Source organism: Capnocytophaga sp. oral taxon 324 str. F0483 (assembly GCF_000318315.2).
GTDB classification, from domain to species: Bacteria; Bacteroidota; Bacteroidia; order Flavobacteriales; family Flavobacteriaceae; genus Capnocytophaga; species Capnocytophaga ochracea.
Window position 1 is genome coordinate 1 of sequence record NZ_KB291508.1, and the last position, 25191, is coordinate 25191.

Annotated in this window: 14 protein-coding genes and 1 pseudogene; all 15 read left to right on the forward strand. The window is 41.1% G+C overall.

Annotated elements, in window-relative coordinates; all coding sequences use genetic code 11:
• Nucleotides 1–418 precede the first annotated feature (418 nt).
• The 15 genes and pseudogenes from HMPREF9072_RS03835 (at nucleotide 419) to rfbB (ending at nucleotide 25185) form a co-directional block, all read left to right on the forward strand.
• Complete coding sequence (locus HMPREF9072_RS03835) at nucleotides 419–3562, forward strand: TonB-dependent receptor (protein WP_009410616.1); 3144 nt, start codon at nucleotides 419–421, stop codon at nucleotides 3560–3562.
• 37 nt (nucleotides 3563–3599) lie between these two features.
• On the forward strand, nucleotides 3600–5270 hold the full coding sequence (locus HMPREF9072_RS03840; protein ID WP_002673155.1) for a RagB/SusD family nutrient uptake outer membrane protein: 1671 nt from the start codon (nucleotides 3600–3602) through the stop codon (nucleotides 5268–5270).
• Nucleotides 5257–6636, forward strand: a complete 1380-nt coding sequence (locus tag HMPREF9072_RS03845) for a DUF4960 domain-containing protein (RefSeq protein WP_009410617.1) — start codon at nucleotides 5257–5259, stop codon at nucleotides 6634–6636. Before HMPREF9072_RS03840 ends, HMPREF9072_RS03845 begins: the two co-directional genes overlap by 14 nt.
• A gap of 122 nt (nucleotides 6637–6758) precedes the next feature.
• Nucleotides 6759–8216, forward strand: coding sequence for a glycoside hydrolase family 32 protein (locus HMPREF9072_RS03850; protein ID WP_009410618.1), 1458 nt, complete (start codon nucleotides 6759–6761; stop codon nucleotides 8214–8216).
• Between the two features lie 407 nt (nucleotides 8217–8623).
• Nucleotides 8624–10840: a GH32 C-terminal domain-containing protein gene (locus HMPREF9072_RS03855; RefSeq protein WP_034566139.1), complete on the forward strand. Its 2217-nt coding sequence runs from the start codon at nucleotides 8624–8626 to the stop codon at nucleotides 10838–10840.
• Nucleotides 10841–10907: 67 nt separating this feature from the next.
• The gene (locus HMPREF9072_RS03860) at nucleotides 10908–12074 is read left to right on the forward strand and encodes a sugar MFS transporter (protein WP_034566140.1); all 1167 of its coding nucleotides are present in this window, start codon (nucleotides 10908–10910) and stop codon (nucleotides 12072–12074) included.
• Nucleotides 12075–12264: 190 nt separating this feature from the next.
• Nucleotides 12265–13143 carry a carbohydrate kinase gene (locus tag HMPREF9072_RS03865; RefSeq protein WP_002673142.1) on the forward strand — a complete coding sequence of 293 codons (879 nt, stop codon included), beginning with the start codon at nucleotides 12265–12267 and terminating at the stop codon, nucleotides 13141–13143.
• Entirely contained in the window at nucleotides 13118–15922 is a 2805-nt protein-coding gene (locus HMPREF9072_RS03870; RefSeq protein ID WP_034566142.1) for an ABC transporter substrate binding protein, read from the forward strand. The genes HMPREF9072_RS03865 and HMPREF9072_RS03870 overlap by 26 nt, the downstream gene beginning before the upstream one ends.
• A 97-nt stretch (nucleotides 15923–16019) precedes the next feature.
• Nucleotides 16020–16199: pseudogene (locus HMPREF9072_RS03875) on the forward strand (transposase); the annotation flags it as partial.
• A gap of 14 nt (nucleotides 16200–16213) precedes the next feature.
• Nucleotides 16214–17227: a hypothetical protein gene (locus HMPREF9072_RS03880; protein ID WP_009410624.1), complete on the forward strand. Its 1014-nt coding sequence runs from the start codon at nucleotides 16214–16216 to the stop codon at nucleotides 17225–17227.
• A 530-nt stretch (nucleotides 17228–17757) separates the two neighbouring features.
• On the forward strand, nucleotides 17758–19392 hold the full coding sequence (locus tag HMPREF9072_RS03885) for a polysaccharide lyase family 1 protein (RefSeq protein WP_009410627.1): 1635 nt from the start codon (nucleotides 17758–17760) through the stop codon (nucleotides 19390–19392).
• A gap of 961 nt (nucleotides 19393–20353) precedes the next feature.
• Entirely contained in the window at nucleotides 20354–21136 is a 783-nt protein-coding gene (locus HMPREF9072_RS03890; protein ID WP_009410629.1) for a DUF481 domain-containing protein, read from the forward strand.
• Nucleotides 21137–21176: 40 nt separating this feature from the next.
• The gene (locus HMPREF9072_RS03895; RefSeq protein ID WP_009410630.1) at nucleotides 21177–21839 is read left to right on the forward strand and encodes a DUF421 domain-containing protein; all 663 of its coding nucleotides are present in this window, start codon (nucleotides 21177–21179) and stop codon (nucleotides 21837–21839) included.
• A gap of 88 nt (nucleotides 21840–21927) precedes the next feature.
• Nucleotides 21928–24192 carry a GH92 family glycosyl hydrolase gene (locus HMPREF9072_RS03900; protein WP_009410631.1) on the forward strand — a complete coding sequence of 755 codons (2265 nt, stop codon included), beginning with the start codon at nucleotides 21928–21930 and terminating at the stop codon, nucleotides 24190–24192.
• Nucleotides 24193–25185, forward strand: a complete 993-nt coding sequence (rfbB, locus tag HMPREF9072_RS03905; RefSeq protein ID WP_009410632.1) for a dTDP-glucose 4,6-dehydratase — start codon at nucleotides 24193–24195, stop codon at nucleotides 25183–25185.
• Nucleotides 25186–25191 lie beyond the last annotated feature (6 nt).

The following is a 25191-nucleotide window of genomic DNA, read 5'->3' on the forward strand; positions in this document are numbered from 1 at the left end:
CCACTGTAGAGCCACTGTAGAGCCACTGTAGACCTACTGTAAAACCACCCTTTGTTCGTATTAGTGTCGTTGTAGTTTCTCCTCAGCGAGAGGTAATAAGGAGGATAGGTTCCCTTTGTTCATTAATCATTTTCTTTAAGATTACTATAATTTTTAAATACACAAACGAAAATAATAGAAATTTCCTCCTATCACTTTTTACTCATCTACTATCAAAAATATTTAAATATCTAATAGTTAAGCAATTAACTTTTATATATTTTTCTCCATTATCAAAAATTAGCCACAAATTTGATAGTGTTTGACCGATTTTTGATAGTACTATGCTTTCTTTTGCCTTACCTTTGCCTCCGAAAAAACATCGCATTTTCATCAATACGAAGAAAATTAAACCAATTGTTAAAAAACAAATACCAATATGATGAGTAGAAAGATAAACAAGCGCATTTTACTATCGCTTTTACTCTGCAATTGTTCGGGCGCTCTTTTCGCCCAACAAGTAAAAGGGGTGGTGAAAGCAAAATCCGACAACAGCCCTATGATGGGTGTAAGTGTGGTAGTGAAGCACAAAACAGTAGGTGCTTCTACTGATTTCGACGGGAAATATATCATTCAACCCGTTGCAGCCACCGATAGTTTGGTCTTTTCTTATATAGGCTACAAATCTCAAACCGTAGCCGTGAAAGGACGCAAGGAAATAAACGTAAGTTTAGAAGAAGAGGTGACGACTCTCGAAGGAGTTACCGTTTCTGTAGGGTATCGTACCGAACGTAAAACCGACCTTACCGGTGCAGTATCAGTAGTAAAGGTAAACGAGATGATGTCTACTGCCGAAAACAACCCTATGAAAGCCCTCCAAGGTCGTGTAGCTGGTATGCAAGTAACCGATAATGGGGGTCCTGCTGGTAAAGCTACCATTCGCATTCGCGGTATCGGTACGCTTAATAACAACGACCCTCTTTATATCATCGATGGAGTACCTACTCAGGGCGGTATGCACGAGCTGAACTCTAACGATATCGAGAGTATACAAGTGTTGCGTGACGCTTCGGCAGCAAGTATCTACGGGTCACGTGCTGCCAATGGAGTCATCGTTATTACTACCAAAAAAGGTAGAAACGGAGTGTTAAAGGTAGATTTCGACCATTATACTACCGTTTCGATGTTTCACTCTCGTATGAAGATGCTCAATGCTAATGAGTATGCACAAGTGCTTTGGAAAGCAGCTGTAAACCGTGGTAACGACCCTAACCAAAACGCTTTAGGTATTCACTACGATTATACTACCGATGCCAATGGTCACAGCACCCTTAATAATTTGTACTATCCACGTCAGTATTTTGATAAAACAGGAAGCCCTATGCTCCCTTCTAATACCGATTGGTTCAAGGAAATCACTCGTATGGGGGTAACTGAATCTTATAACCTTTCGGTTACCAATGGTACTGATAAAGGTAACTACTTCCTTTCGTTAGGCTATTATAACAACGATGGTTTGGTAAAGAATACCGATTTCTCTCGCCTCTCTGCGCGTATCAATACCGATTACAAACTCTTTGGCGATGTAGTAACCATAGGTGAAAACTTCACTGTAAACCGTACCAGCGAGGTAGAGCAACCTTACCAAATTACCGAAGCAGCAATGATAGCCGTACCTTTCATTCCGGTACGCACTCAAGACGGTAAGCATTGGGGAGGTCCTGTAAATGGTTTGCCCGACCGTCAGAACCCTGCTCGCTTAGTAAACGACAATAAGAATAATCGTTATAACTACTGGCGTATGTTCGGGAATGCTTTTGTAAACATTAAACCTATTGATAAGCTCAATATCCGTTCTAACTTTGGGGTAGATTACGGTAATTTCTATAAACGTACACTCAACCATTCGTATATTTCCGGTTTTATGGAAGAAGGCAAAGAAAAAACCTTCTCTCAACTCGAACAATCTCACTGGACGAAATGGAACTGGGCAAATACAGCTACCTACGACTTCGAGCTTGGCAAGAGTCGATTTGAAACCTTAGCAGGTATGGAAATGTTCTCACAAGATGATATAAACTTCTCTGTAAAAGGTACTACTCTTGCCTTAGAAACTCCTGAATATATGTGGCCTAATCTCGCTACAGGAGGTATTACAGGAGGTGGTGGAGCTACCGGTTATAAGTTGCTTTCTTTCTTCGGAAAAATCAACTATGCTTATGATAACAAATACCTCGCTTCAGCTACCCTTCGTCACGATGGTTCTTCTCGCTTTGCCAAAGATAACCGCTGGGGTACTTTCCCTGCTTTCAACTTGGGTTGGCGTCTTTCTCAAGAAGCCTTTATGGAGAATATTCGCAATACCGTTTCTGAAATTAAATTGCGCTTCGGTTGGGGGCAAAACGGTAACCAAGAAATCGGTAACTACTCTATTTACGATATTTACGATCCTTACTATGGGGTAACAGGCGACTATATTTGGTCTGGAACAGGTATTTGGAATACCTCTTACGATATCGAAGGAAAAGGCTCTGGTCAGTTAGCTTCTGGTTTCCGTCGTAGTCGTCTCGGTAACAAAGATCTCAAATGGGAAACTACCACACAAACCAACTTCGGGTTAGATTTCGGTTTCTTTAATAACAATCTCTACGGTTCAGTAGAATACTATATCAAAAAGACCAAAGACATCTTGGTAGAACCTCCTTATGCAGGTATCAAGGGTGAAGGTGCTACCCAATGGGTAAATGGTGCTGGTATGGAAAACAAAGGTTGGGAAGTATCAGTAGGTTATCGTAACGAGACCAAAGGCGGACTCAAATACGATATCAATGCCAACGTTTCAACCAATAAAAATAAAGTTACTGAATTACCAGAATCTGTAGTCAATGCTTATGGCGGAAATGGTAAATGGGATAATATCTTAGGTCGTCCTTATCAATCTTATTACGGTTATGTAGCTGATGGTATTTTCAAAACCCAAGAAGAACTCGATCAGCACCCTATACAAAACGGTAAAGGTATTGGTCGTATCCGCTACCGCGATTTGAATAACGATGGAGTAGTAAACGAAGACGACCGCACTTGGATTGGGTCTCCTTACCCTGATTTTATCTACGGTCTCAACCTCAACTTAGAGTACAAAAACTTCGATTTTACCCTCTTCTTGCAAGGCGTACAGAATGTCGATATTATCAACGATGTGAAAAAGCATACTGACTTTTGGAGTGTGGTAGATACCTACTCCAATAAAGGTCGCCGTTTGCTCGATGCTTTCGACCCTGTTACCAATCCTGATTCCGATATTCCAAGTGTAGCTTATACCGATGATAATAACGAAGGGCGTATGTCTACTTACTATGTAGAGAATGGCTCTTACCTAAAACTTCGTAACGTACAGTTAGGCTATACTTTACCTAAAGAAGTATCCGAAAAAATTAAGCTCAGCAAGTTGCGCTTGTATGTAAGCGGTCAGAATCTTTTTACTATCAAGAGCAAATCGTTTACAGGTAAAGACCCTGAAAACCCTAATTATGGTTATCCTATCCCAATAACATTCACTATGGGATTGAATGCTAGCTTTTAAATTATCAATAGTCTGACGTCTGATAAATAATAATAAAATGAAAAAGATAATATATACCACCACAATATTTGCAACTCTACTTACAGGTTGCAACTTCTTAGACGATAATCCACAAGGGATTATGACCGAGAAAGAGGCTATCTCTAAAGCCGATGAGTTGGTAACTACCGCTTATTCGTCTTTGGGTAACGACCACTACGATGCACCTTTTAGTCTTTGGATTTACGGTAATGTACGTGCCGATGACGCTTATAAAGGCGGTCAAGACGTGAGCGATATCCAGCATTTCCATTTCTATGAAATCGCTCAGAATATCGACCCTACTTTTGGTGAAGCTGACCGCTTTTGGTTTATGTGTTATATGGCTATTTCGCGTACCAATACTGCTCTGAAAGCCTTGCAACAGGCTTCCGATGCTGAAGTAGCAAATCGTCAATCGCGTATGGGCGAAATGTATTTCTTGCGAGGTCATTTCTATTTCGTGTTGAAAACTATCTTTGGGCATATTCCTTTTGTAGATGAGAATACACCTGATAGTGCTTACGAAACCACCCCTAACACTTTGCCTAATGATGAACAATGGCAAAAAATAGTAGCCGATTTCAAAAAAGCTTACGACTTATTGCCTAATACCCAACCTCAAAAAGGTAGAGCTGATAAATATGCAGCAGCAGCTTATTTAGCTAAAGCCTATTTGTACAAAGCGTATCGCCAATCAGAAAACAATAGTGTAACAGGTATCAATAGCCAAGATTTGCAAGAGGTACTTACTTATACAAGTTTTGCGTTAGGTTCTTCTTATGGTTTGGAAGATGACTTTGCGTTTAACTTCCTCCCCGGTGGTTATGAAAATGGTAAAGAATCTATGTTTGCGGTACAATACTCAGTGGACGATGGTACTCAGTACGGACGCCTCAACTGGGGTGACCAGCTCTCTGCTCCACAAAAGTTAGGTTGCTGTGATTTCCATAAACCAAGTCAGAATTTGGTAAACGCTTTCAAAACAGTGAATGGCTTACCCGATTTCGATAACTTCAACAACAACGATTACAACGCTACTAGTGATAAAGCCGACCCTCGTTTGTTCCACACCGTTGCCTTACCTGGTTTGCCTTATAAGTACAATGCCGAATTGATTTATAAGAATGATTGGAATCGCAATAGCAATGTATACGGTTTCTATGCATCACTCAAAGAGAATGTAGACCCTTCTTGCTCCTGCTTCCGCAATATCAACCCTTTCCGCGGTAACTCTAAGAATCGTATTCTTATCCGTTACGCCGATGTACTCCTAATGCGCGCCGAAGCTCTTATCGAACTCAACCGTAGCAACGAAGCCTTGTCACTTATCAACCAAGTGCGCCAACGCGCTAAACAAAGTACTTCTATGATTCCTTACGCTACCAATACTGATATAGCTGTATATCAAAATGGTGTAAACTGTACTTGGAATCAAGAATTTGCTCGCAAAGCGCTCCGTTGGGAACGCCGTTTAGAGTTTGCTATGGAAGGCTCTCGTTTCTTCGACCTTGTACGCTGGGGTATCGCCGACCAAGTGCTCAACGACTATTTCACTAAAGAGAAAACACGTCGTCCAGCGATATTCAGCAGTGCTTATTTCACTAAAAATAAAAATGAGTATATCCCTATTCCACAAAACCAAATAGGGTATGTAAAAGGTATTTACAAACAAAATGCAGGATTCTAATATGAAAACAATAGTACACAAACTCGCCCTCAGTGTAGTAGCTTTGCTCGGCTTACTCAGCTGTGACGAAAAGCACGAAGGCGAACTTATCAACGACAAAGAGGCAAAAATTAATGCCTTTCAAGCCGATGGTATCGATGGGATTATAGACGAGGAGAAACAAACTATCACGGTGTACGCTCCTTGGAATACCGATCTTACCAAAATGACCACCTCCCTCTCATTGCCCGAGGGAGCTACCTCAGTGCCTACTACAGGAACGAATGTCGATTTGAGCAAAGGTGCCAAATACCGTATTTTCAACGGTAACCTCTATTGGGATTACACTGTTACCGCTCAATATCCACAGTTAGAGAATTTTGCTATTGGCAAATACAAAGCTACGATTGACCACAGTACGGGTAAGATAAGCGTGAAATACCCTAAGGGTGAAAGTCTTACTGCGCTTACCCCCACCTTCAGCACAACACCTAATGCTACTGTGAGCCCTGCTTCGGGAGTTACCCAAAACTTTACTCAAAGCGTTACTTATACTATGAGTTATCGTGGAAAAAGCTTTGTGTATAGCGTAGAGATTATCCCTACTAACTTTGCACCTATTGCCTTTGTAGGTACAGCTAACAGTGCATCTGCTATAGCCGATGAAGACGAGAAAGCGGCTTACACTTGGCTTGCCGAAAATTACGACACTGCTAAATACATTTCGTTTAGCGACATCAAGGACGGCAAAGTTAATCTCAACGACTATAAAGTGATTTGGTGGCATTGGGATAACAACAAAGAGTTGCCTGCTGAAGCCAAAGCAGATGCTGTCGTAAACAAGATGAAACAATTCTATGCTGCCGGTGGTTCGTTCTTATTGTCTTCTTGGGCAGTACAATACGTAGTCGATTTAGGCATTGCCTTAGACGGCAAGGTAGTAAATAATATGTGGGGTGAAAATAATGTTCCATTTACAGTAGGTGAAGATTGGTCTCTTTGCTACAAAGGCAATGAAAACCACCCATTGTTTAAAGGATTGACTAAAAAGTCAGGGGTTGATTATATATCCTTCTTTCTTTCTAAAGGAACAAATACAAAAGGACATAATGCTATTTGGAACTTCGATTGGGGAGATTATGAACATAATGCTGCAGGTTGGCAAAGTGCTGCAGGCTCCAAAATATTAGCAAGTTTGCATTGGGACGTAACGATGAGCAATCGCGCTGTTATCTTTGAATACCTCAAACGAGGCAATGCAGGTCGCACTATCTGTATAGGTAGTGAAGCTTACGACTGGTATAACGAAAACAATTCACCTGCCAATGCTTATAAGGGCAATATAGAATTGCTCACTGCCAACGCCTTAGAATATTTAGCGAATTAATAGAAACATAAAATACCTCTTTTCATACGTATATGTGATAACCGTCCTTTCTTCCCCCTTAAAAAGGGGGAATAGGAGGAGGTTAAATAATTAAAAAGAGGTTAAAATTAAATTAATAAACAATGAAAAAGACACTTACATTGGCACTTTGTGCTACCGCTTTAATAGCTTGTGAAAAAAAAGAATATTGTAGTAACGATCCTAATGCGGCTCCCGATGCCTCTACTTGTTACGCAGTACAAGATTATGGTCGTACTTATAAGCACTTCTTTCAGCCCAAAAATGCGTGGGTAGGCGACCCTATGCCGTTCTATGACAATGGTAAGTTCCATATCTTTTACCTATACGACCAACGTCCAGCACCTGCAACCTTCCACCCTTGGTATAGTGCTACCACTACTGATTTGGTAAATTATACTGATAATGGTGAAGCTATCCCTTGTGGTGCCGACGGTTCGCACGAAGATGCCCTCGGTACAGGTTCAGTATTCAAAGATGGGAATACCTATTACGCTTTCTACACAGGGCATAACGGCGATTTAGACCCCAAAGAAATCATCTATTGGGCTACCTCTACCGACTTGAAAACGTGGACAAAGGATACACAACACTTCTTCCGTGCTCCTGATAAGTACGATGCCAATGAGTTCCGCGACCCTATTGTATTTAAAGAAGGAAATGCCTACAAGATGCTCCTCAGCACCCGTGCCGATATAGGAAGCGGTGTATGGAAAGGTGTCGTAGCACAATTCACTTCTACCGACCTTAAGAACTGGACAAAAGACCCGAACACACCCTTCTTCTATACTGACCCTTCTGCCTTTATGGTAGAATGCCCCGATGTGTTTACACAAGGGAATTATCAGTATTTAATATTCTCTAACATCGAAGAAAGCGTGCGCCGTGTGCAATACAGATACCGTCGTGTAGGTGACAAGAATTGGATTACCCCTGCACAACAAGATTTAGATGACCGTGTGTTCTATGCCGGAAAAACCGCTACCGACGGCACTCACCGCTATATATGGGGGTGGAATCCGTCGCGTATTAATTACGAAGATAATTCCGCTTATCACTGGGGAGGTTCTTTGGCTGTTCACGAGCTCACTCAAAACAGCGATGGTACCCTCAACGTAAAAATGCCTACCGCGTTCGATAGCAAACAAGCGGTATCTGCTTCTTTGGGTAGCATTTCGTTAGATAATAATACTCGTGTATTCGACCGTCTCAGCAGTGGTTTCAACAAGATAGTTGCCAAAATAAAAGCCAATACCGCTACCGAGTTTGGGGTAATGTTTGGCGCTTGTGGTAACCTTTATGAAACCTACCGCGTAACGCTTAACCTCAACAAAGGAGAGTTACAACTCAACCGCGTGATTAGAGACGGAGGTACTGCTACCATTAATAGCATAAAACTCCCCGTGAACGCCAACAAGGAATACACCGTGAAAATAGTGCAAGAAGGCTCGGCAGCAGCAATCTATGTGAACGATGCAGTAGCCCTTTCTATCCGTTGCTACAAGATGAACCAAAACCCTTGGGGTATCTTTGCTAACGGAACAGCAAACTTTACTTTTTAGGTAAAAGGTAAAAGATAAAAGGTAAAAGGAGGAAGAGGTGAACCTAAGACGAAGGAAAGACGAACAAAGGACGAAGGAAAGACGAACAAAAGACGAACAAAAGACGAACAAATGGACGAACAAAGGACGAACAAAGGACGAACAAAGGACGAAGAAAAGACGAACAAAAAACGAAGAAAAGATGAGTCTAAGGCAAAGCTAAAGCGAACCTAAGGCGAAGGACGGGTATAAACATCTTATCTTTTACCTCAAAAACAGATACTTTCATTACTTTATAAGTCTCAGCTTCCTCCCTCTCCTTAGTGAGAGGGAATGAAGATGAGGAATTAGTTTACTTATTTGCTAATTCAAATAAAAATAATGTATATTTGTACCATCTTTTAATTAAAAGAGATATAAAAAAGTATATGAATAACAAACTAATAGCAGGATTAGGAGTCTTAACACTCACTGCCTGCCAGCAAAACACTGATGACCTCATCATCGAGGACTTCGAATCGGGCACTTATGCCAATTGGACGGTAGAAGGCGACGCCTTTGGTGCGACTCCCGCCACGGGTAGCTATACCGGTCAGCAGCCCGTAACAGGCTTTGAAGGGAAACACCTTGCCAATAGCTTCAACAACGGCGACGACTCTCGAGGAGCTCTAACCTCCAAAGAGTTCACCATCGAGCGCGATTACATCAACTTCCTCATAGGAGGAGGCACTCACGCCGATACCTACATCGAGCTTTTGGTAGACGGAAAGAGTGTGCTACAATCGCGTTCTCTCTACGAAACAGAAACCCTACAATGGCTCACTTGGGACGTAAAACCCTATAAAAACAAGAAAGCAATCATCCGCATTATCGATAACCAACGTGGCGGATGGGGGCATATCCTCATCGATCAAATCGAACAAGGTAACAAACAAAAAAGCGTTTTTATGACTGATTACACCCGTACCTTTGAAGCCAAAGACAAATACCTGCTCATTCCTGTGGAAGACCAAGCAACCGAAAACAAAGTTCAACTATCGGTAGACGGTACCCTTATAGGCGAGCCAATGACTATTCGCATTGCCCAAAACAAAATAGACTACTGGGTGCCTATCGCTATCGAGGCGTACAAAGGCAAAAAAGTAACCCTTACTTTTGCAGTAGCTAAAACTACCGATATGGGCTTAGCCGAAATCAAACAGTCGGCTGAATATAACTTCAACTACAACGAAAAATACCGTCCGCTATACCACTTCACCCCTCAATACGGCTGGATGAACGACCCTAACGGAATGGTATACCTCGACGGAGTGTTTCACCTCTTCTACCAATACAACCCTTACGGAGCGCGCTGGGGCAATATGCACTGGGGGCACACCGTTTCCAAAGACTTGGTGAATTGGGAATACAAGCCTTATGTATTAGTCCCCGATAAGTTAGGAGCGATTTTCTCAGGCAGTGCTGTGATTGATCACGAGAATACTGCCGGCTTTGGCAAAGGTGCTATGGTGGCTATTTTTACCTCAGCAGGCGAACGCCAAACACAGTCTATTGCTTATAGCCTCGATGGCGGAAAGACCTTCACCAAATACGAAGGCAACCCTGTCCTCACTGATGCCAATATCATCGACTTCCGCGACCCGAAAGTATTTTGGCACGCACCCTCTAAACAATGGGTGATGAGCCTTGCTACTACCCAAACGATTACCTTCTATGGCTCTAAGAACCTCAAAGAATGGACACGCCTCAGTGAATTTGGCGAAGGCTTAGGCGGACACGGCGGAGTGTGGGAATGCCCCGATCTCTTCCCCCTTACTTATGAAGGAAAAACCAAATGGGTGCTCTTCGTGAGTATCAACCCAGGTGGACCTAACGGCGGAAGTGCTACTCAGTACTTTATCGGTAATTTCGATGGCAAAACCTTCACCCCCGATACTATGAACTATCCGCTTTGGTTAGACTACGGACGCGATAATTATGCAGGCGTAACGTGGAGTAATGTTCCCGCCACCGATGGTCGCCGTCTCTTCATAGGCTGGATGAGCAACTGGGATTATGCCAATGAAACCCCTACTCAAAATTTCCGTAGCGCGATGACCGTTGCCCGCGTTTTGCGTTTGGTGCATAATGGCGAGCACTTGGTAGTAGCCAGTGAGCCCGTAAAAGAGTTGGAGAGCTTGCGTCGTGAAGCAGTGCTTTTAGGTGATAAAACACGTACCAACACCTCCGATGCTATAACGTTCGAAAACTTCTTGCCCAATAATCAAGGAGCTTATGAACTCACTTTCACGGTAACCCCTAACGAAACCGATACTTTCTCATTCGCTCTCGAGAATACCAAAGGTGAAACTATTAAATACCTATTTGACGGCGCTAATAAAACTCTATCGGTAGACCGCAGTAAGAGCAGTGTAGCTTTCAATGCCAACTTCGCTGAAACGCTTATCAAAGCACCAATGGTAGCTAAGAAAAGCTATACCGTACGCTTATTGGTAGATAAAGCCTCAACCGAACTCTTTGTGAACAACGGCGAAGTAGTACAAACCAATGCGGTATTTCCTACCGAAGTGTACAATACTCTCCGCTTCAACACTAGCAAAGGTACCCTCACCCTTAAAAATGTAACTGTCTATAAATTGAAATAATAATCCTCTCCCTCTGCCCCTCTCCCAAGGAGAGGGGAGTGTGTGAGACTAATAATATATTCATAGTATGCAACAGAATAACAACTATCTAAAATATTTATTACCTGTACTCCTATCATTCTTCTGTATGGGCTTCGTAGACCTTGTAGGCGCAGCCTCTAACTTTGTAAAAGACGATTTTGGCTTGACCGAAACCACTGCCAAAGCACTTCCTGCAATGGTATTCTTTTGGTTTCTGCTTTTCTCAGTGCCCACAGGTGTACTGATGAGCAAAATAGGGCGTCGTAAAACTGTACTCCTCAGCTTAGTGATTACTATTTTAGCGATGGTAGTGCCCTTTATCAGCTACAACTATACCACTATGCTGGTAGCTTTCTCCTTGCTTGGTATTGGTAACACGCTAATGCAAGTATCACTAAACCCTCTGATGTCAGTCATCGTAAAAGGTGACAAACTCGCAAGTTCACTCACTTTTGGTCAGTTTATCAAGGCAATAGCCTCGTTTTCTGCCCCCTTGCTGATGAGCTTCTGCTTTGATAAATTCAATGATTGGCGACTTTTCTTCCTGCTCTTTGTAGCTATTTCGGTAGTAACCCTCTTGTGGCTTGGAGCTACCCATATTGAAGAAGAGAAAAACGACAGTAAAAACGCCACCTTTGCCGAGTGTTTTGCACTGCTTGCCAACCCTTATGTACTTTTGTGTTTCATTGGTATTATGTGCCACGTAGGAATAGACGTAGGAGTTAATGCATCAGCGCCCACTATCTTTATGGAACGTTTAGGGCTTACCACTACCCAAGCCTCTTTTGCCACCAGCTGGTATTTCTTATTCCGTACCATAGGATGTTTGTCAGGAGCTTATATTCTCACCAAAGTATCTCCTAAGAGTTTCTTTACCCTTAGTGTGCTTTGTATGGTAGCCTCAATGGCGATACTGTTCTTTTTCAGTGATAAGACAATGCTCTACACCGCTATTGCTTTGGTAGGTTTTGGCAATTCCAATGTATTCTCAATCATTTTCTCGCAAGCCCTCTTGCAGAACCCTACTAAGAAAAACGAAGTATCAGGTTTGATGATTATGGGACTCTTTGGCGGTACTATCTTCCCTTTTGCAATGGGCTTAGCTTCCGATGCAATGAACGGCTCACAGATAGGAGCCCTTATTGTCCTCAGCATAGGAGTATTATATCTGTTGCTAATGAGCACTCGACTCAAAGCAAATGCTAACAATTAGTCGTTAGAGAGTCCTACAAATTGTATAAGTCGGATTAGTCAGAAAGGTCTGACGACTGATAGTATTTATTATTAGTAGTAGGAAATCTCAAAAAGAATTTATAACTTTGTACGCTGAAAAAGAATTAACAACAACACTCTCGCCTTCTTCCCCCAAGGGGAAGACAGAGGAGAGGATAACATATAATACGATGAAAAATACAGTAGTAGGATTGGGAGAAATCCTTTGGGATGTCTTCCCTGAAAGAAAAGTATTAGGCGGTGCACCTGCTAATTTCGCTTACCACGTGTCGCAATTTGGTTTTAACGGCTATGCTGTGAGTGCCATTGGAGGCGACCTCCTCGGTAAAGAAATACTAAAAAGTTTAGAAGAAAAAGAACTCAACTACATCATTGAGAAGACTGATTTCCCCACAGGTACCGTAAAAGTACAGTTGGACGGTCGTGGGGTGCCTACCTATGAGATTAGCGAAAATGTAGCGTGGGACAATATTCCATTCTCTTCGCGTATTGAGAACTTAGCAAAGAACACTAATACCGTGTGCTTCGGGTCGTTAGCACAACGCAGTGAAATATCGCGCGCTACTATCCACAAGTTCTTAGATTTGATGCCTGCCGAGAGTTTAAAAGTATTCGATATCAACCTCCGCTTGAAATATTTCAGCAAAGAGGTAATCGCCGATTCGTTAGACAAGGCAACCGCATTAAAAATCAATGATGAGGAGATAGTGAAAGTGGCTGAAATGTTCAATTTGCAAGGAACTGATGAAGAGGTATGTAAGCGCCTATTAGAGAAATACAACCTCAAATTCCTCATCTTAACGCAAGGTACAAGAGGTAGCTATGTGTTTACGCCTAATGAGAAATCGTTCTTAGGTACGCCTAAGGTTACCATCGCCGATACGGTAGGAGCTGGAGACTCGTTCACAGCTGCTTTTGTAGCCTCTTACCTCAATGGTCGCAGTATTGCTCAATCACATCAATTGGCGGTAGAAGTATCGGCTTACGTGTGTCAGCAACACGGTGCGATGCCTCGTCTTGCCGATGCTCATTTGGAGTTGTTTAGATAAAATGACTTTTAGGAAGTATCATATACTTTTTTTATATTTCGCTCTCTTTGCTTGCCTTGCTTGCCAAAGGGAGCGAAACCCCCGTTATGTGATAGGGGTGTCGCAGTGCAGTGAAGACCTTTGGCGACAAACGATGAACGAGGAGCTAAAACGTGAAGTAGCCCTTTACCAAGCCAATACTGAGCTACTGATTCGCAGTGTGAAAGACGATACTCCTAAGCAAATTGCCGATATAGAGTGGTTTATAGAACAAAAGGTAGATGTGCTCGTCGTTTCGCCTAACGAGTCGGAAGCGTGTACACCAGTTATTGAAAAGGCTTACCAGCAGGGTATTCCCGTGATTTTGGTAGATAGGAAAATAGCTACTGAGAGTTATACTGCCTATGTGGGAGCTAATAATTACCAAATAGGTAAAGAAGCGGGACACTATGCGATAGGTATTCTCAAAGGCAAAGGCAATATAGCCGAAGTGCGTGGTACCAAAGGCTCAACTTCCGATGCGGAACGCCATAAAGGCTTTGTAGATGCCCTTAAGAATGCTCCTGAGGTGCGAATAGTAGCCGAGACCTGGGGCAACTTCCTCAAAGCAGATGCCAAAGTGCAAATGCAACAACTTTTTCAGCAACACCCCAATATCGACCTTGTGTTTGCGATGAACGACCCAATGGCAGCGGGTACTCACGAAGCAGCGATGCAATTCAACGGTAAGATACCCTTTATCATAGGGGTAGATGCGCTACAACAAGAAGGAATTAGCAATATAGAGAACAACGTGCAAGACGCATCGTTTATCTATCCTACGGGAGGAGAAAAGGTTATTGACCTTGCAATGAAAATACTCCATAAACAACCTTTTGAGCGCGAGAATATCCTCAATACCGCTGTGGTGGACAAGAGCAATGTGCGTATTTTACAGTTGCAAACAGAGCAAATTGCTCAAAAACAAGCTAAGATAGAGGATATCAATCAGCAGCTGAGTGAGAGCCTTATTCAGCATACTACTCAGCGTACACTCTTCTATATTTCTATTATTGCTATTGGTTTGATTACCATATTTTTGGCAATAGCTATCAGAGCATATCGCACTAAGAGCCGTGCTAATAATCTGTTAGAGAAACAAAACGAAGAAATCAAACGTCAGGCTACCGAATTGCAACGACAAAAAGAGCGCTTGGAGGAAATCTCGGCGCAATTAGAAGAGGCGACCCAAGCCAAATTACTCTTCTTTACCAATATTTCTCACGAATTTAAAACACCGCTGTCGCTTATCTTAGGTCCTGTGCAGACGCTTTTGGCTCACAATTCACTTCCCAAAGAAGAACAAGACTTGTTATTCCTCATCAAAAAGAACAGCAACCGACTTTTGCATCTCATTTCCGAAGTAATTGAGTTCCGCAGTTATGAGAATGGCAAGATGCAAATGTACTTCACTAAGGGTAACTTAAAACGGTTTCTTACTGAACTCAATTCTTTTTTCAGTGACCGTATCAAACAAAAGAAACTCAACTTTCAGTTTCTTGCCGAAGATACTTCTTTTGAAATGGCTTTCGATAAGGAAAAAGTGGAGAAAATCTACTTCAACCTGCTTTCCAATGCACTGAAATTTACACCTCAAGGAGGATGTATCACCGTGTCGTTAGAAAAAGGAGACCTTCCCCTAACCCCCTCCAAAGGAGGAGTAGCAGTGCTACGTGTGTTCAATAGCGGTTCATATATTCCGAAAGACAAACAAAGTGAGGTGTTTGAGCACTTCTACAAAATAAATCCCGATAGCGAAGGTTCGGGTATAGGTTTGGCTTTGGTACAAGCCTTAGTAGCCTCACACAACGGTACCATCAGCGTAGAGAGTACAGAAGAGGAGGGGACAACCTTCGTCATTCGCCTGCCTTTCACTCAAGAACAAGTATCGGTAAAAGCGGTATACGACAGCAATTACATAGAAACCCATCTCGACTTATTGCCTTCGTTGCCCGCACCTACCGAGAAACTCAAACTACCTACGGCTTCTCCAACGGCTTCGGAGAAACCTACTGTACTGATTGTGGAAGACAACGAGGATATGCGTCAGTTTATTCGATATATCCTCAGTGATGACTATAACCTTATCGAAGCTGAAAACGGTGAAGAAGGCTTTGAAGTCGCTAAAAAGCACCTCCCCGATGTAGTAATCAGCGATGTGATGATGCCCAAGACTGATGGCTTCGATTTATGTCAGTTGATAAAAACTAACGTGGCTACTAATCATATTCCTGTGATTTTGCTCACTGCTTATGCGTTAGACGAACAGAAGCAAGTGGGCTTCGAGAGTGGTGCCGATGCCTATATTGCGAAACCTTTCAACATAAAATTACTGAAAACACGAGTGCGCAAGCTCATAGAAAACCGTAAGAAGATACGTGAGAGTTTTAGTAATTTCCTCTTGAACGAAACTAAACAAGAGACTTTAGGTAAGGTAGAACAGCAGTTTATCACCGATTTTACGCATTACGTAGAGAACTCTATCGCCAATCCTGAAATGAATATAGACGAAATAGCCGACGCCTTAGGTTTGTCGCGCTCTAACCTATATCGCAAAATCAAATCCCTCACCGACTATTCGCCTAATGAGCTTATTCGCACTATACGAGTAAAATACGCTAAGCAGTTGCTCAACAGCAAAGCCAAGAGCATCTCGGAAGTTGCTTATGAAGTAGGATTTTCTTCTCCTTCCTACTTTGCGAAATGCTTTAAAGATTTTTACAACGAGAGTCCGACAGAATACTTGGAACGGATTAGGTAATTAATTGTCAATTGTTTTGTATCTTTCCCCCAATTAAATTAATTATTTGAGGTGTCAAAATAATTTCATATATTTGCACTCTGAAAACTAATATATTATGAATTTATTCAAAGGACAAAGCCTCTTAGAGTTTACAGAACGCTTTAAAACTGACTTAGATTGCGAAGAATATTTAGCTTCTTTAAAATGGGAAGACGGATATTGCTGTCGCAAATGTGGCCATAAAAAATATCAAATCCGAAAAGATTTTTCGCGTACTTGTAATATCTGTGGAGATTAGGATAGAAAATTATGCAGGTAAAATTAGATAAAATTTCAGAGTGGACGACTACGGGATTCAAGCTAAGCAATGGTGCCTATCAATATGCTCCAATAAATGCAAAAAATCATTTTGCACGAGGAAAAGACGAATTTGTTATCTGGAGTAGCGACGATGACGGCAATAGCTACGGTATCGTTTGGATAAAGGCGGGGCGATGGTCATTCATTCCGTCTCCCGCACAAAAGAAAAGCTGGAATAAGCCCGTTTTGTTGGATACAGGTTCCGATATTTTAATTATTAGCGGAGAAGACAAAAAAGTCTGGTGGGTGTCGTCTCCCGAGCAGAAACCGTGCGAAGTAGTAAGTGAAAACTTGTGTGCTGCAGAGAATATCACGGAGATTTCCACACTTGGCGAAAACGGGGTTTATCCGATTATTTGCCGTGTCGACGGAGAGGTCTTTGCCGCAAATAGTTTTACCTCTCTACATTATGACAATGAGACGCATACGCTACATTGGGACAAGCAACTCACCCCTGTGTTTACAAATGAAAAAGTCCGAAGCAATTTTATGCTATCCTTAGGACGGGCAGAGGGTATCTATCACAAAATGGATTTTAGTTACTCCTATCCCCAGATAGGTAGCCTTATGATAAAAGATAATTCGATTTATGCCTTCGTGGAAGCAGATACAATAAATCCTTGCAGCTTATCACAATTCAAGTATTATTGGTACCTCGAACTCACCCAAGACGGTATCTACAAGAGGAAAATATGGGGAAAGGAAAAATTGGAAAAGCTTGCACAAAAGCAAGGCTTGAGGGGAAAATTCAGCGCCCAAAAAGAATATCTGATCCTATCTCCGATTTTCAAGACAGATGAATGGAAAGGAAACCAAAAACTGTTGAGATTGTCTGACCTGGAGCTTCTCGATATTACATTCCCAAGAGGATATTCCAAATTCAGAATTATGGATATTTGGGATAATCACATATTTATCAGCGACGAGGCAGACCATATCGCCCTCTGCAAAATGGTGGTATAGATGATTTCAGAAAAGGAGATGGTTATGTATAAAAATATCATTCTTGATAAAATAATGATTTTCCAAACAAAGAGGGATTTAGTTTTATATTGTATCTCATTATCAAACCGTTATATCCGTCAATCTAACCATTTGCTCATTCAATTTTAAACCTATTTTTGTACAATTCTTCATCAAAATAAACATCTGATTGCGCTCCTTTATTAAAGCTAAATCTTTTTTCTACCCTTAAAAAGCTAATAATCCATTTATTTATTGTATCTTTGCACAAAGTTCCTGAATTTTGGTGTTCTTTCTCAAACACAAATTTACTAATTTTCGGGAACTTTTATTTTATTTAAAAAGTTTAAAACAACTTCATAAACTTTGCATATTGGAATATGTATAGAATGAGTTTATTGAAGTTAATAGAATATTTGTAGTTTATTTATTAAGTTCGATTCTCACATAATTCGTAATTTATTTATGGTCAACATGACCTAATTTCATAGAAGGTAAGTATTTATAAAAAAAAACTAAAAAAGAGATTTATGAGCATTAGATTGTATAAGAATATTTTATTGTTCTTATTTTTATGGGTTAATACATCGGCTTGCATTTCTGCTGATACAACAAAAACTGTGGAGAGTAAGACAATAGGAAATGGAGTGATAATCACTGAGGCAAAAGGATGGTTAGAGACTGTTTACGCTAAATGGAAACCTATAGCTGGAGCTGATGGTTATAATGTTTATGTGAAAGGTGGGCAACATGCTGATTATAGCAAGGTTGATGCCGAGTTGATACGCTTATATAATGGCTATGTACGAGTTGATATTCCAGGATTAAAAGCTGGCACTTATTCTCTGAAAATTGTAGCTGTGAAAGGTGGGGAAGAAACCCAATCGGGTGAGGTAACAGGGCTGAAAGTCTTGAATTATCTACGTGAGGGCTTTGCTCATAAGAACTATTCGGGTGTAGGTGCTTATAATGATGATGGTACATTGAAGCCAGGTACGGTTGTTATTTATGTTAATAAAGACAATGCTAAAACAGTCAGTGCTCGTTTAGGTAAGGCTACGTTCACAGGTCTTCAGGCTATTCTTAACGCTTATCAGAAAGGCAATATCACCACACCATTGTCTGTTAGAATCTTAGGTTTACTTAGAAATGGTGATACTGATGCTTTTGGAAGCAGTACAGAAGGTATACAGATTAAGGGAAAGCAGGCAGATAGTGAGATGAATATTACCATTGAAGGAATTGGTGAGGATGCCAGTATCTATGGTTTTGGCTTTTTAGTAAGGAATGCTAAGAGTGTTGAATTTCGCAATTTAGGTATCATGCGAGCTATGGACGATGGTGTGTCACTTGACACAAATAATTCTAATATATGGGTTCATCACATGGATTTATTCTACGGAAGGGCGAGCGGTGGAGATCATATTAAGGGAGATGGTTCTATTGATGTGAAGACTGATTCAAAGTTTGTCACAATAGACAACTGTCATTTCTGGGACACAGGAAAGACAAGTATGTGTGGTATGAATAAAGAAACAGGTCCTAACTATATCACTTATCACCACAACTGGTTTGATCATAGTGACTCTCGTCATGCACGTGTTCGTACGATGAGCGTTCATTTATGGAATAACTACTATGATGGTTGTGCAAAATATGGAATTGGTGCAACGATGGGTTGCAGTGTTTTCTCAGAAAACAACTATTTTCGTGCTACAAAGAATCCTATCTTGATATCAAAGCAGGGAAGTGATGAAAAAGGTGCTGGCAAATTCTCTGGTGAGCCTGGAGGTATGGTGAAAGAGTATGGAAGTTTATTTACAGAGAAGGGATCAGAGAATGCTTATACTCCAATTAGCTATGCAGATAATAACAGCAGCTTTGATTTTTATCATGCTATTTCACGTAATGAAAAAGTACCAGCCTCTGTTAAAACGCTTCATGGTGGAAATACCTATAACAACTTTGATACAAATACTGCACTAATGTATTCCTATAACCCAGATGCAACCTCTCTTGTTCCTTCTCAAGTCACGGGATTCTATGGAGCAGGACGTTTGAATCATGGCTCTTTGCAGTTTAAATTTAACAATGCTATCGAAGATACGAATTCTACTCCTATACCAGCATTGGAAGCACTTATTGATGCTTATTCAGGTAAGTAGTTTGGTAAAGGGCTATATGTTTGTAGCTTGAAAAGTATACTTTGATAAGAGGTTGTAAGGCTATGTCTTACGTTTATTTTTCGTTAACCTTGTAGTCTTGGGTGTATATAATAAACGTATTTAAACATTTTTTAGAAACTTGGAGATGAACCCTAATAGGAGGATTCCTTTTTAAGTTATATCAAGACACTTGTGTCTTATTATCAAACCTTTATATCCGTCAAGCCAACCATTTGCTTGTTCAATTTTAAGCCTATTTTTGTACAACTCTTCATCAAAATAAACTCGTACGGACGGAAGTTAGAAAATGAGGTGGGGCTACAAACTCGCACTAACGGGGGAACAACTTTTTTGGGTACAACTTTGGCAAAGGTGTGTGTTGCACGGGCAAAAACTTTGAGATGAAAAAGCGATGGGTTGGAGGCTATTAGGATGATTCGGAAGAAAACGGAGATTTTCAGAAGGAGGTTAAGAGAGTTTTTGCAGAAAAAAGGCTGTAAGAAGGGTGGGGTTAGCTTATAGAGAGCTTATAGGAAGGCTTATACGAATCTTGGAAGATTGTTATAGAAAGGGTGTGTAAATAGTTGATTCTTACTGTAATACAACAGTGAAAAAAAATGTTAAAAACAGAGTTTCGAGACGAAAGAAAAGGGAATAGGCACTAGGCACTAGGCCTTAGGTCATAGGCACTAGGGGGGAGTATGACGGAAAATCAAAAGAAACCTCCCCCTATTCACATACTCCGCTCTCGCGGACTTCCATTCAAAAGGGGAATGTGATGACGGAAAAGGGAAGAAAAGCCGAATGACGAGTGACGAATGATGAGGGTAATGTGGTGAAAAACTTCTCTTGGAAAATTGTTATAAAAAAGGTATGAAGCATTGGTTTTAAGTGAGATTTTTTTGTGTATTCGCGATTGATTTTATACTTTTGCGCCTTATTAAATATATGCTTAAAAACGATGAAACGATTACTTTATATGTTATTGGCGCTATTGTCTTCGGCTTCTGCCTATTCACAAATGCTTTTTTCGGAAAACCTTACTATGACGATAGACAGCACCAAAACTCTGCAAGGGAGCCTAATGCCTATCTTGGATTTTAAAACCGAAAAAGAAGATGTCTTCACTTTTAAAAATACGGCTAACCTCAACTTGCTTATCAATCGCAATAGGATTATTAATGTAATTAACAAGTTTGAATTATCTACTTATGGTAGTCAAGTAATATTAAGTGGTGGCTATGTGCATATGGAGTACCGCTATCTGTTAGACCACGCTTTTGAGGTGTATCCTTATGCTGAGTCGCAATGGGCAGAGAGCAGGGGAATGAACCACAAGATTTCTACCGGCTTACAATCGCGTTATCGGTTGCTGAATACTCAATCCTCGCTGATGTTTGCTGCGGTGGGCTTCTTCTTTGAATACGAAAAATGGGAATATCCTGCTCCCGATAACGTTGAGGCTACTTATGCTTACAGTCGCAGTATCAAAAGTCATTTGTCGCTCAGTTATAAACTTCGAATAGGTGAAAAATGGGAGCTTACCACTACTGCCATTCATCAAACTAGACCTGATAGTACTTTTAAGGAAGCGCGCTATGGTGGGGCTATTGACCTTAAATACAATATTACGCCTACCATAGGTATACTTGCTACCTACCGACTTATTTACGACTCTGCCCCTATTGTACCTATAAAAAAAGACTATCATTCGCTTGAAGTAGGGCTTAATATTTCTTTCTAATTTCCCCATTTGCTAATTTATTAATTTTCTGATTAACATTATGTATACAATTCCTTATATTGAATCCGAGGAGTTTTTCTATTTGGATGTATTCCTAAAATTGCTTTTAGGATTGTTGGCTCTTGCCTTAATCATCAACAAATCGGGCAAGGGTAATTTGGCACCGAGTTCGGCAATGGATCAGGTGCAAAATTACGTACTTGGGGGTATTATTGGAGGTGTGATTTACAGTCCATCGGTAAGTATCTTTCAGTTTGCTATCGTATTGGCTATTTGGGCATTCCTTATCATAGGGTTACGTCAGTTAAAAACTAAGAACCAAGCTTTTAGGAGGTTTATAGACGGTGCCCCTGTGATTGTTATCAATCGAGGTAAGATAGATATAGCCGCCTGCAAAAAAGCTAAAATTACGGCACACGAACTCGCTTTCAAACTGCGTAAAGAAGGGGTATACTATATCAGAGAGGTAAAAAGAGCGGTACTTGAACAGAATGGCGAACTCATTATCGTGTTGGCAGGAGAAGAAAACCCCAAATATCCTGTCATTACCGATGGGATTATTCAAAAAAGCGTACTGGAAGATGTGGATAAAACCGAAGGATGGCTACTTGGAGAGCTACAAAAGGCAGGATACAGCAATCCTTCCGAGGTATTTTTAGCAGAATACGAAAATGCTCAGATAAAAGTTATACCCTATATTTAGTAACAATGAGAAAGAAAAGCCCTCAAAAACATTTTGCTATTCGTTGTTATTTTATTATCTTTGCCCAAAATACTTAATTGCTATTACAATGAAGTTAAAACATATTACTCTTTTGGTAGCCTCTACTTTTGTGCTAGGGGCTTGTAATCAATCTAAAACAGCTTCTGAGCAAGAAGCACAACCCTCTCAAAAACCGCTTATCAGCTATGTAGACCCATTTATTGGTACGGGCGGACACGGACATACCTACCCTGGAGCGACTACGCCTTTCGGTATGATACAAGTGAGCCCCGTGAATGGGCTCAGCAACTGGGATTGGTGCTCAGGTTACCACTATTCCGATAGCCTTATGGTAGGTTTTGGACATTTGAGCCTTAGTGGTACGGGGATAGGCGACCTAAACGATATCTTGCTAATGCCTACTACTAAAGAGTATGATCTCAGCGTACTCAAATACGGTCGCAAAGAGCAATACCCTGTGAATGCCCAAGAGTTTCGCGATATGGTGCCTTACAAATCGAAGTACAGCCATAAGAACGAAAAAGCAGAACCTGGTTATTACCAAGTGTATTTAGAAGACCCCAAAGTGAACGTTGAACTCACCGCGGCACAACGTTATGCCGTACATCGTTATACTTTTGAAAAAGGCGCTGAACAATCAGTACTACTGAACTTGGGATTTGCTATCAACTGGGATAGCCCTACCAAAACTTCTTTTAGCAAATCGGATAAGAAGTTAGACGCTAATAACAACGACAATATTATCACAGGTTATCGTTATAGTACTGGCTGGGCTGAAAACCAAAAAGTGTTCTTTGCGATTCAGTTTTCTAAGCCTATAAAAAATATTACCTATCAAAAACACAAAGATGATGTTACTTCAGGGCAAATCTTCTTTGATAATACTGATGAGAAGTTAGAGGTAAAAGTAGCCGTTTCGTCAGTGAGTGAAGAAAATGCTTTAGATAACTTGGAGTTATATAACGCTCCTAATTTTGATAAAACCAAATCATTAGCACAACAACAATGGGAAAAGACTCTTAGCAGTATAGTAGTAGAAACCCCTGTTGATTCTCTCAAAACCATTTTCTATACTGCCCTCTATCACGCACAAGTAGCGCCTGTAACTTTCTCTGATAAAAATGGTCAGTTTCGCCTACAAAACGATGAGATCGCAAAAACAGAAGGCACAGCTTATTCTACCCTTTCTTTGTGGGATACTTTCCGCGCCGAGCACCCACTGCTTACCCTTTTGCAACCCAAAGTAACTGCTGATATTATCAACTCAATGTTAGCTTACTACCAAGTGCACAAAGTATTGCCCGTTTGGACACTATATGGTAACGAAACCAATACAATGACGGGCTATCACTCGGTAGCTGTGATTGCCGAAGCCTATCTTAAAGGGGTACGTGGTTTTGATGCTGAGAAGGCTTACGAGGCAATGAAAACTACAATGATGCAAGACGCACGGGGACTCAAAGCATACAAAAAATATGGTTACATTCCTTATAACGCAGGGGTAGACGAATCAGTTACTATTACTCTTGAATACGCTTACGACGACTGGTGTGTAGCGCAAATGGCTAAAGCCTTAGGTAAAACCGAAGATGCCGACTTCTTTACCAAACGCTCTGAAGCCTATGCTCACCTATTTGATAAAGAAACAGGCTTTATGCGCGGTAAAAGCACTGATGGTAAATGGCGCACACCTTTTGACCCTAAACGCTCCGACCACCGTGAAAATACCGACTATACCGAAGGTAACGCTTGGCAACACAGCTGGTTTGTGCCTCACAACGTACAAGGTCTTATCAGCTTATTTGGAGGCAATGAGCCTTTTGTAACACACTTAGAAAAACTTTTTACCGAAAGTTCTGAAATCACCGGTGAAAACACCTCTCCTGATATCTCAGGACTCATAGGTCAGTATGCACACGGCAATGAACCTAGCCATCATATTGCCTATATGTTCAACGTAGCAGGACAACCTAAGAAAACCCAATATTGGGTAGATCGCATCTTGCAAACTCAGTACAACACTACCCCTAACGGACTCAGTGGCAATGAGGATTGCGGACAGATGTCGGCTTGGTACATTTGGAGTGCTATGGGCTTATACCCTATGAATCCAGCTTCTACCGAGTATGAGTTCGGTCGTCCACTCTTTGATAAAGTAACCATACACTTGCCTAACGGAAAGACTTTTACCATTATAACCAAGAATGTGTCTAAAGACAATAAATATATCCAATCTGTAAAACTCAACGGTAAAGAATACACCCAATGGCATATTTCTCACCAAGACCTTTTAAAAGGCGGTGAATTAGTTTTTGAAATGACAAATAAATAAATGAAAAGAAATATCTTAATCACAGGAGGAGCTGGATTTATCGGCTCTCACGTCGTGAGGCTATTTGTAAACAAATACCCCGACTATCACATTTTTAACTTAGACAAACTTACTTACGCTGGCAACTTAGAGAATGTTGCCGATGTAGCCAATGCCCCTAACTATACCTTTATACAAGCGGATATTTGCGACTACGAGCGTATGAAAGCCCTCTTCGCTGAACATCACATCGATGGGATTATTCACCTCGCTGCCGAAAGTCACGTGGATAGAAGTATTGAAGACCCTTTTATCTTTGCGAAAACGAATGTGATGGGTACTTTGAGCCTTTTGCAAGCAGCTCGTGAATCGTGGAAAGATAATATGCAAGGCAAACGCTTTTATCACGTCTCTACCGATGAGGTATACGGAGCCTTAGAAATAGGCGAAGCACTCTTTACAGAGAAAACGCCTTACGACCCCCAATCACCGTATTCGGCATCTAAAGCTTCCTCAGACCATTTTGTGAGAGCTTACCATAACACTTACAAATTGCCTGTGGTGATTTCAAACTGTTCCAACAATTACGGTTCTCACCAATACCCTGAAAAGTTAATACCGGTGTGTATCTATAATATTGTAGATAATAAACCACTACCTATCTATGGCAAAGGGGAAAATATTCGCGATTGGCTTTTTGTGGAAGACCACGCTCGTGCTATCGATACTATTTTCCACCAAGGAAAAGATGGTGATACTTACAATATTGGAGGATTTAACGAATGGCGTAATATCGATTTGGTGAAGGTAATCATCAAAGAGGTGGATAAGCAGTTAGGTCGCCCCGAAGGTACTTCCGAAAAGCTCATCACTTTCGTAACTGACCGTGCTGGTCACGACCTCCGTTACGCTATTGATGCTACTAAATTGAAAAATGAACTCGGTTGGGAACCTTCCTTGCAGTTTGAAGAAGGTATACGGAAAACTGTAAAATGGTACCTAGCGAATAGGTAAAAGGTA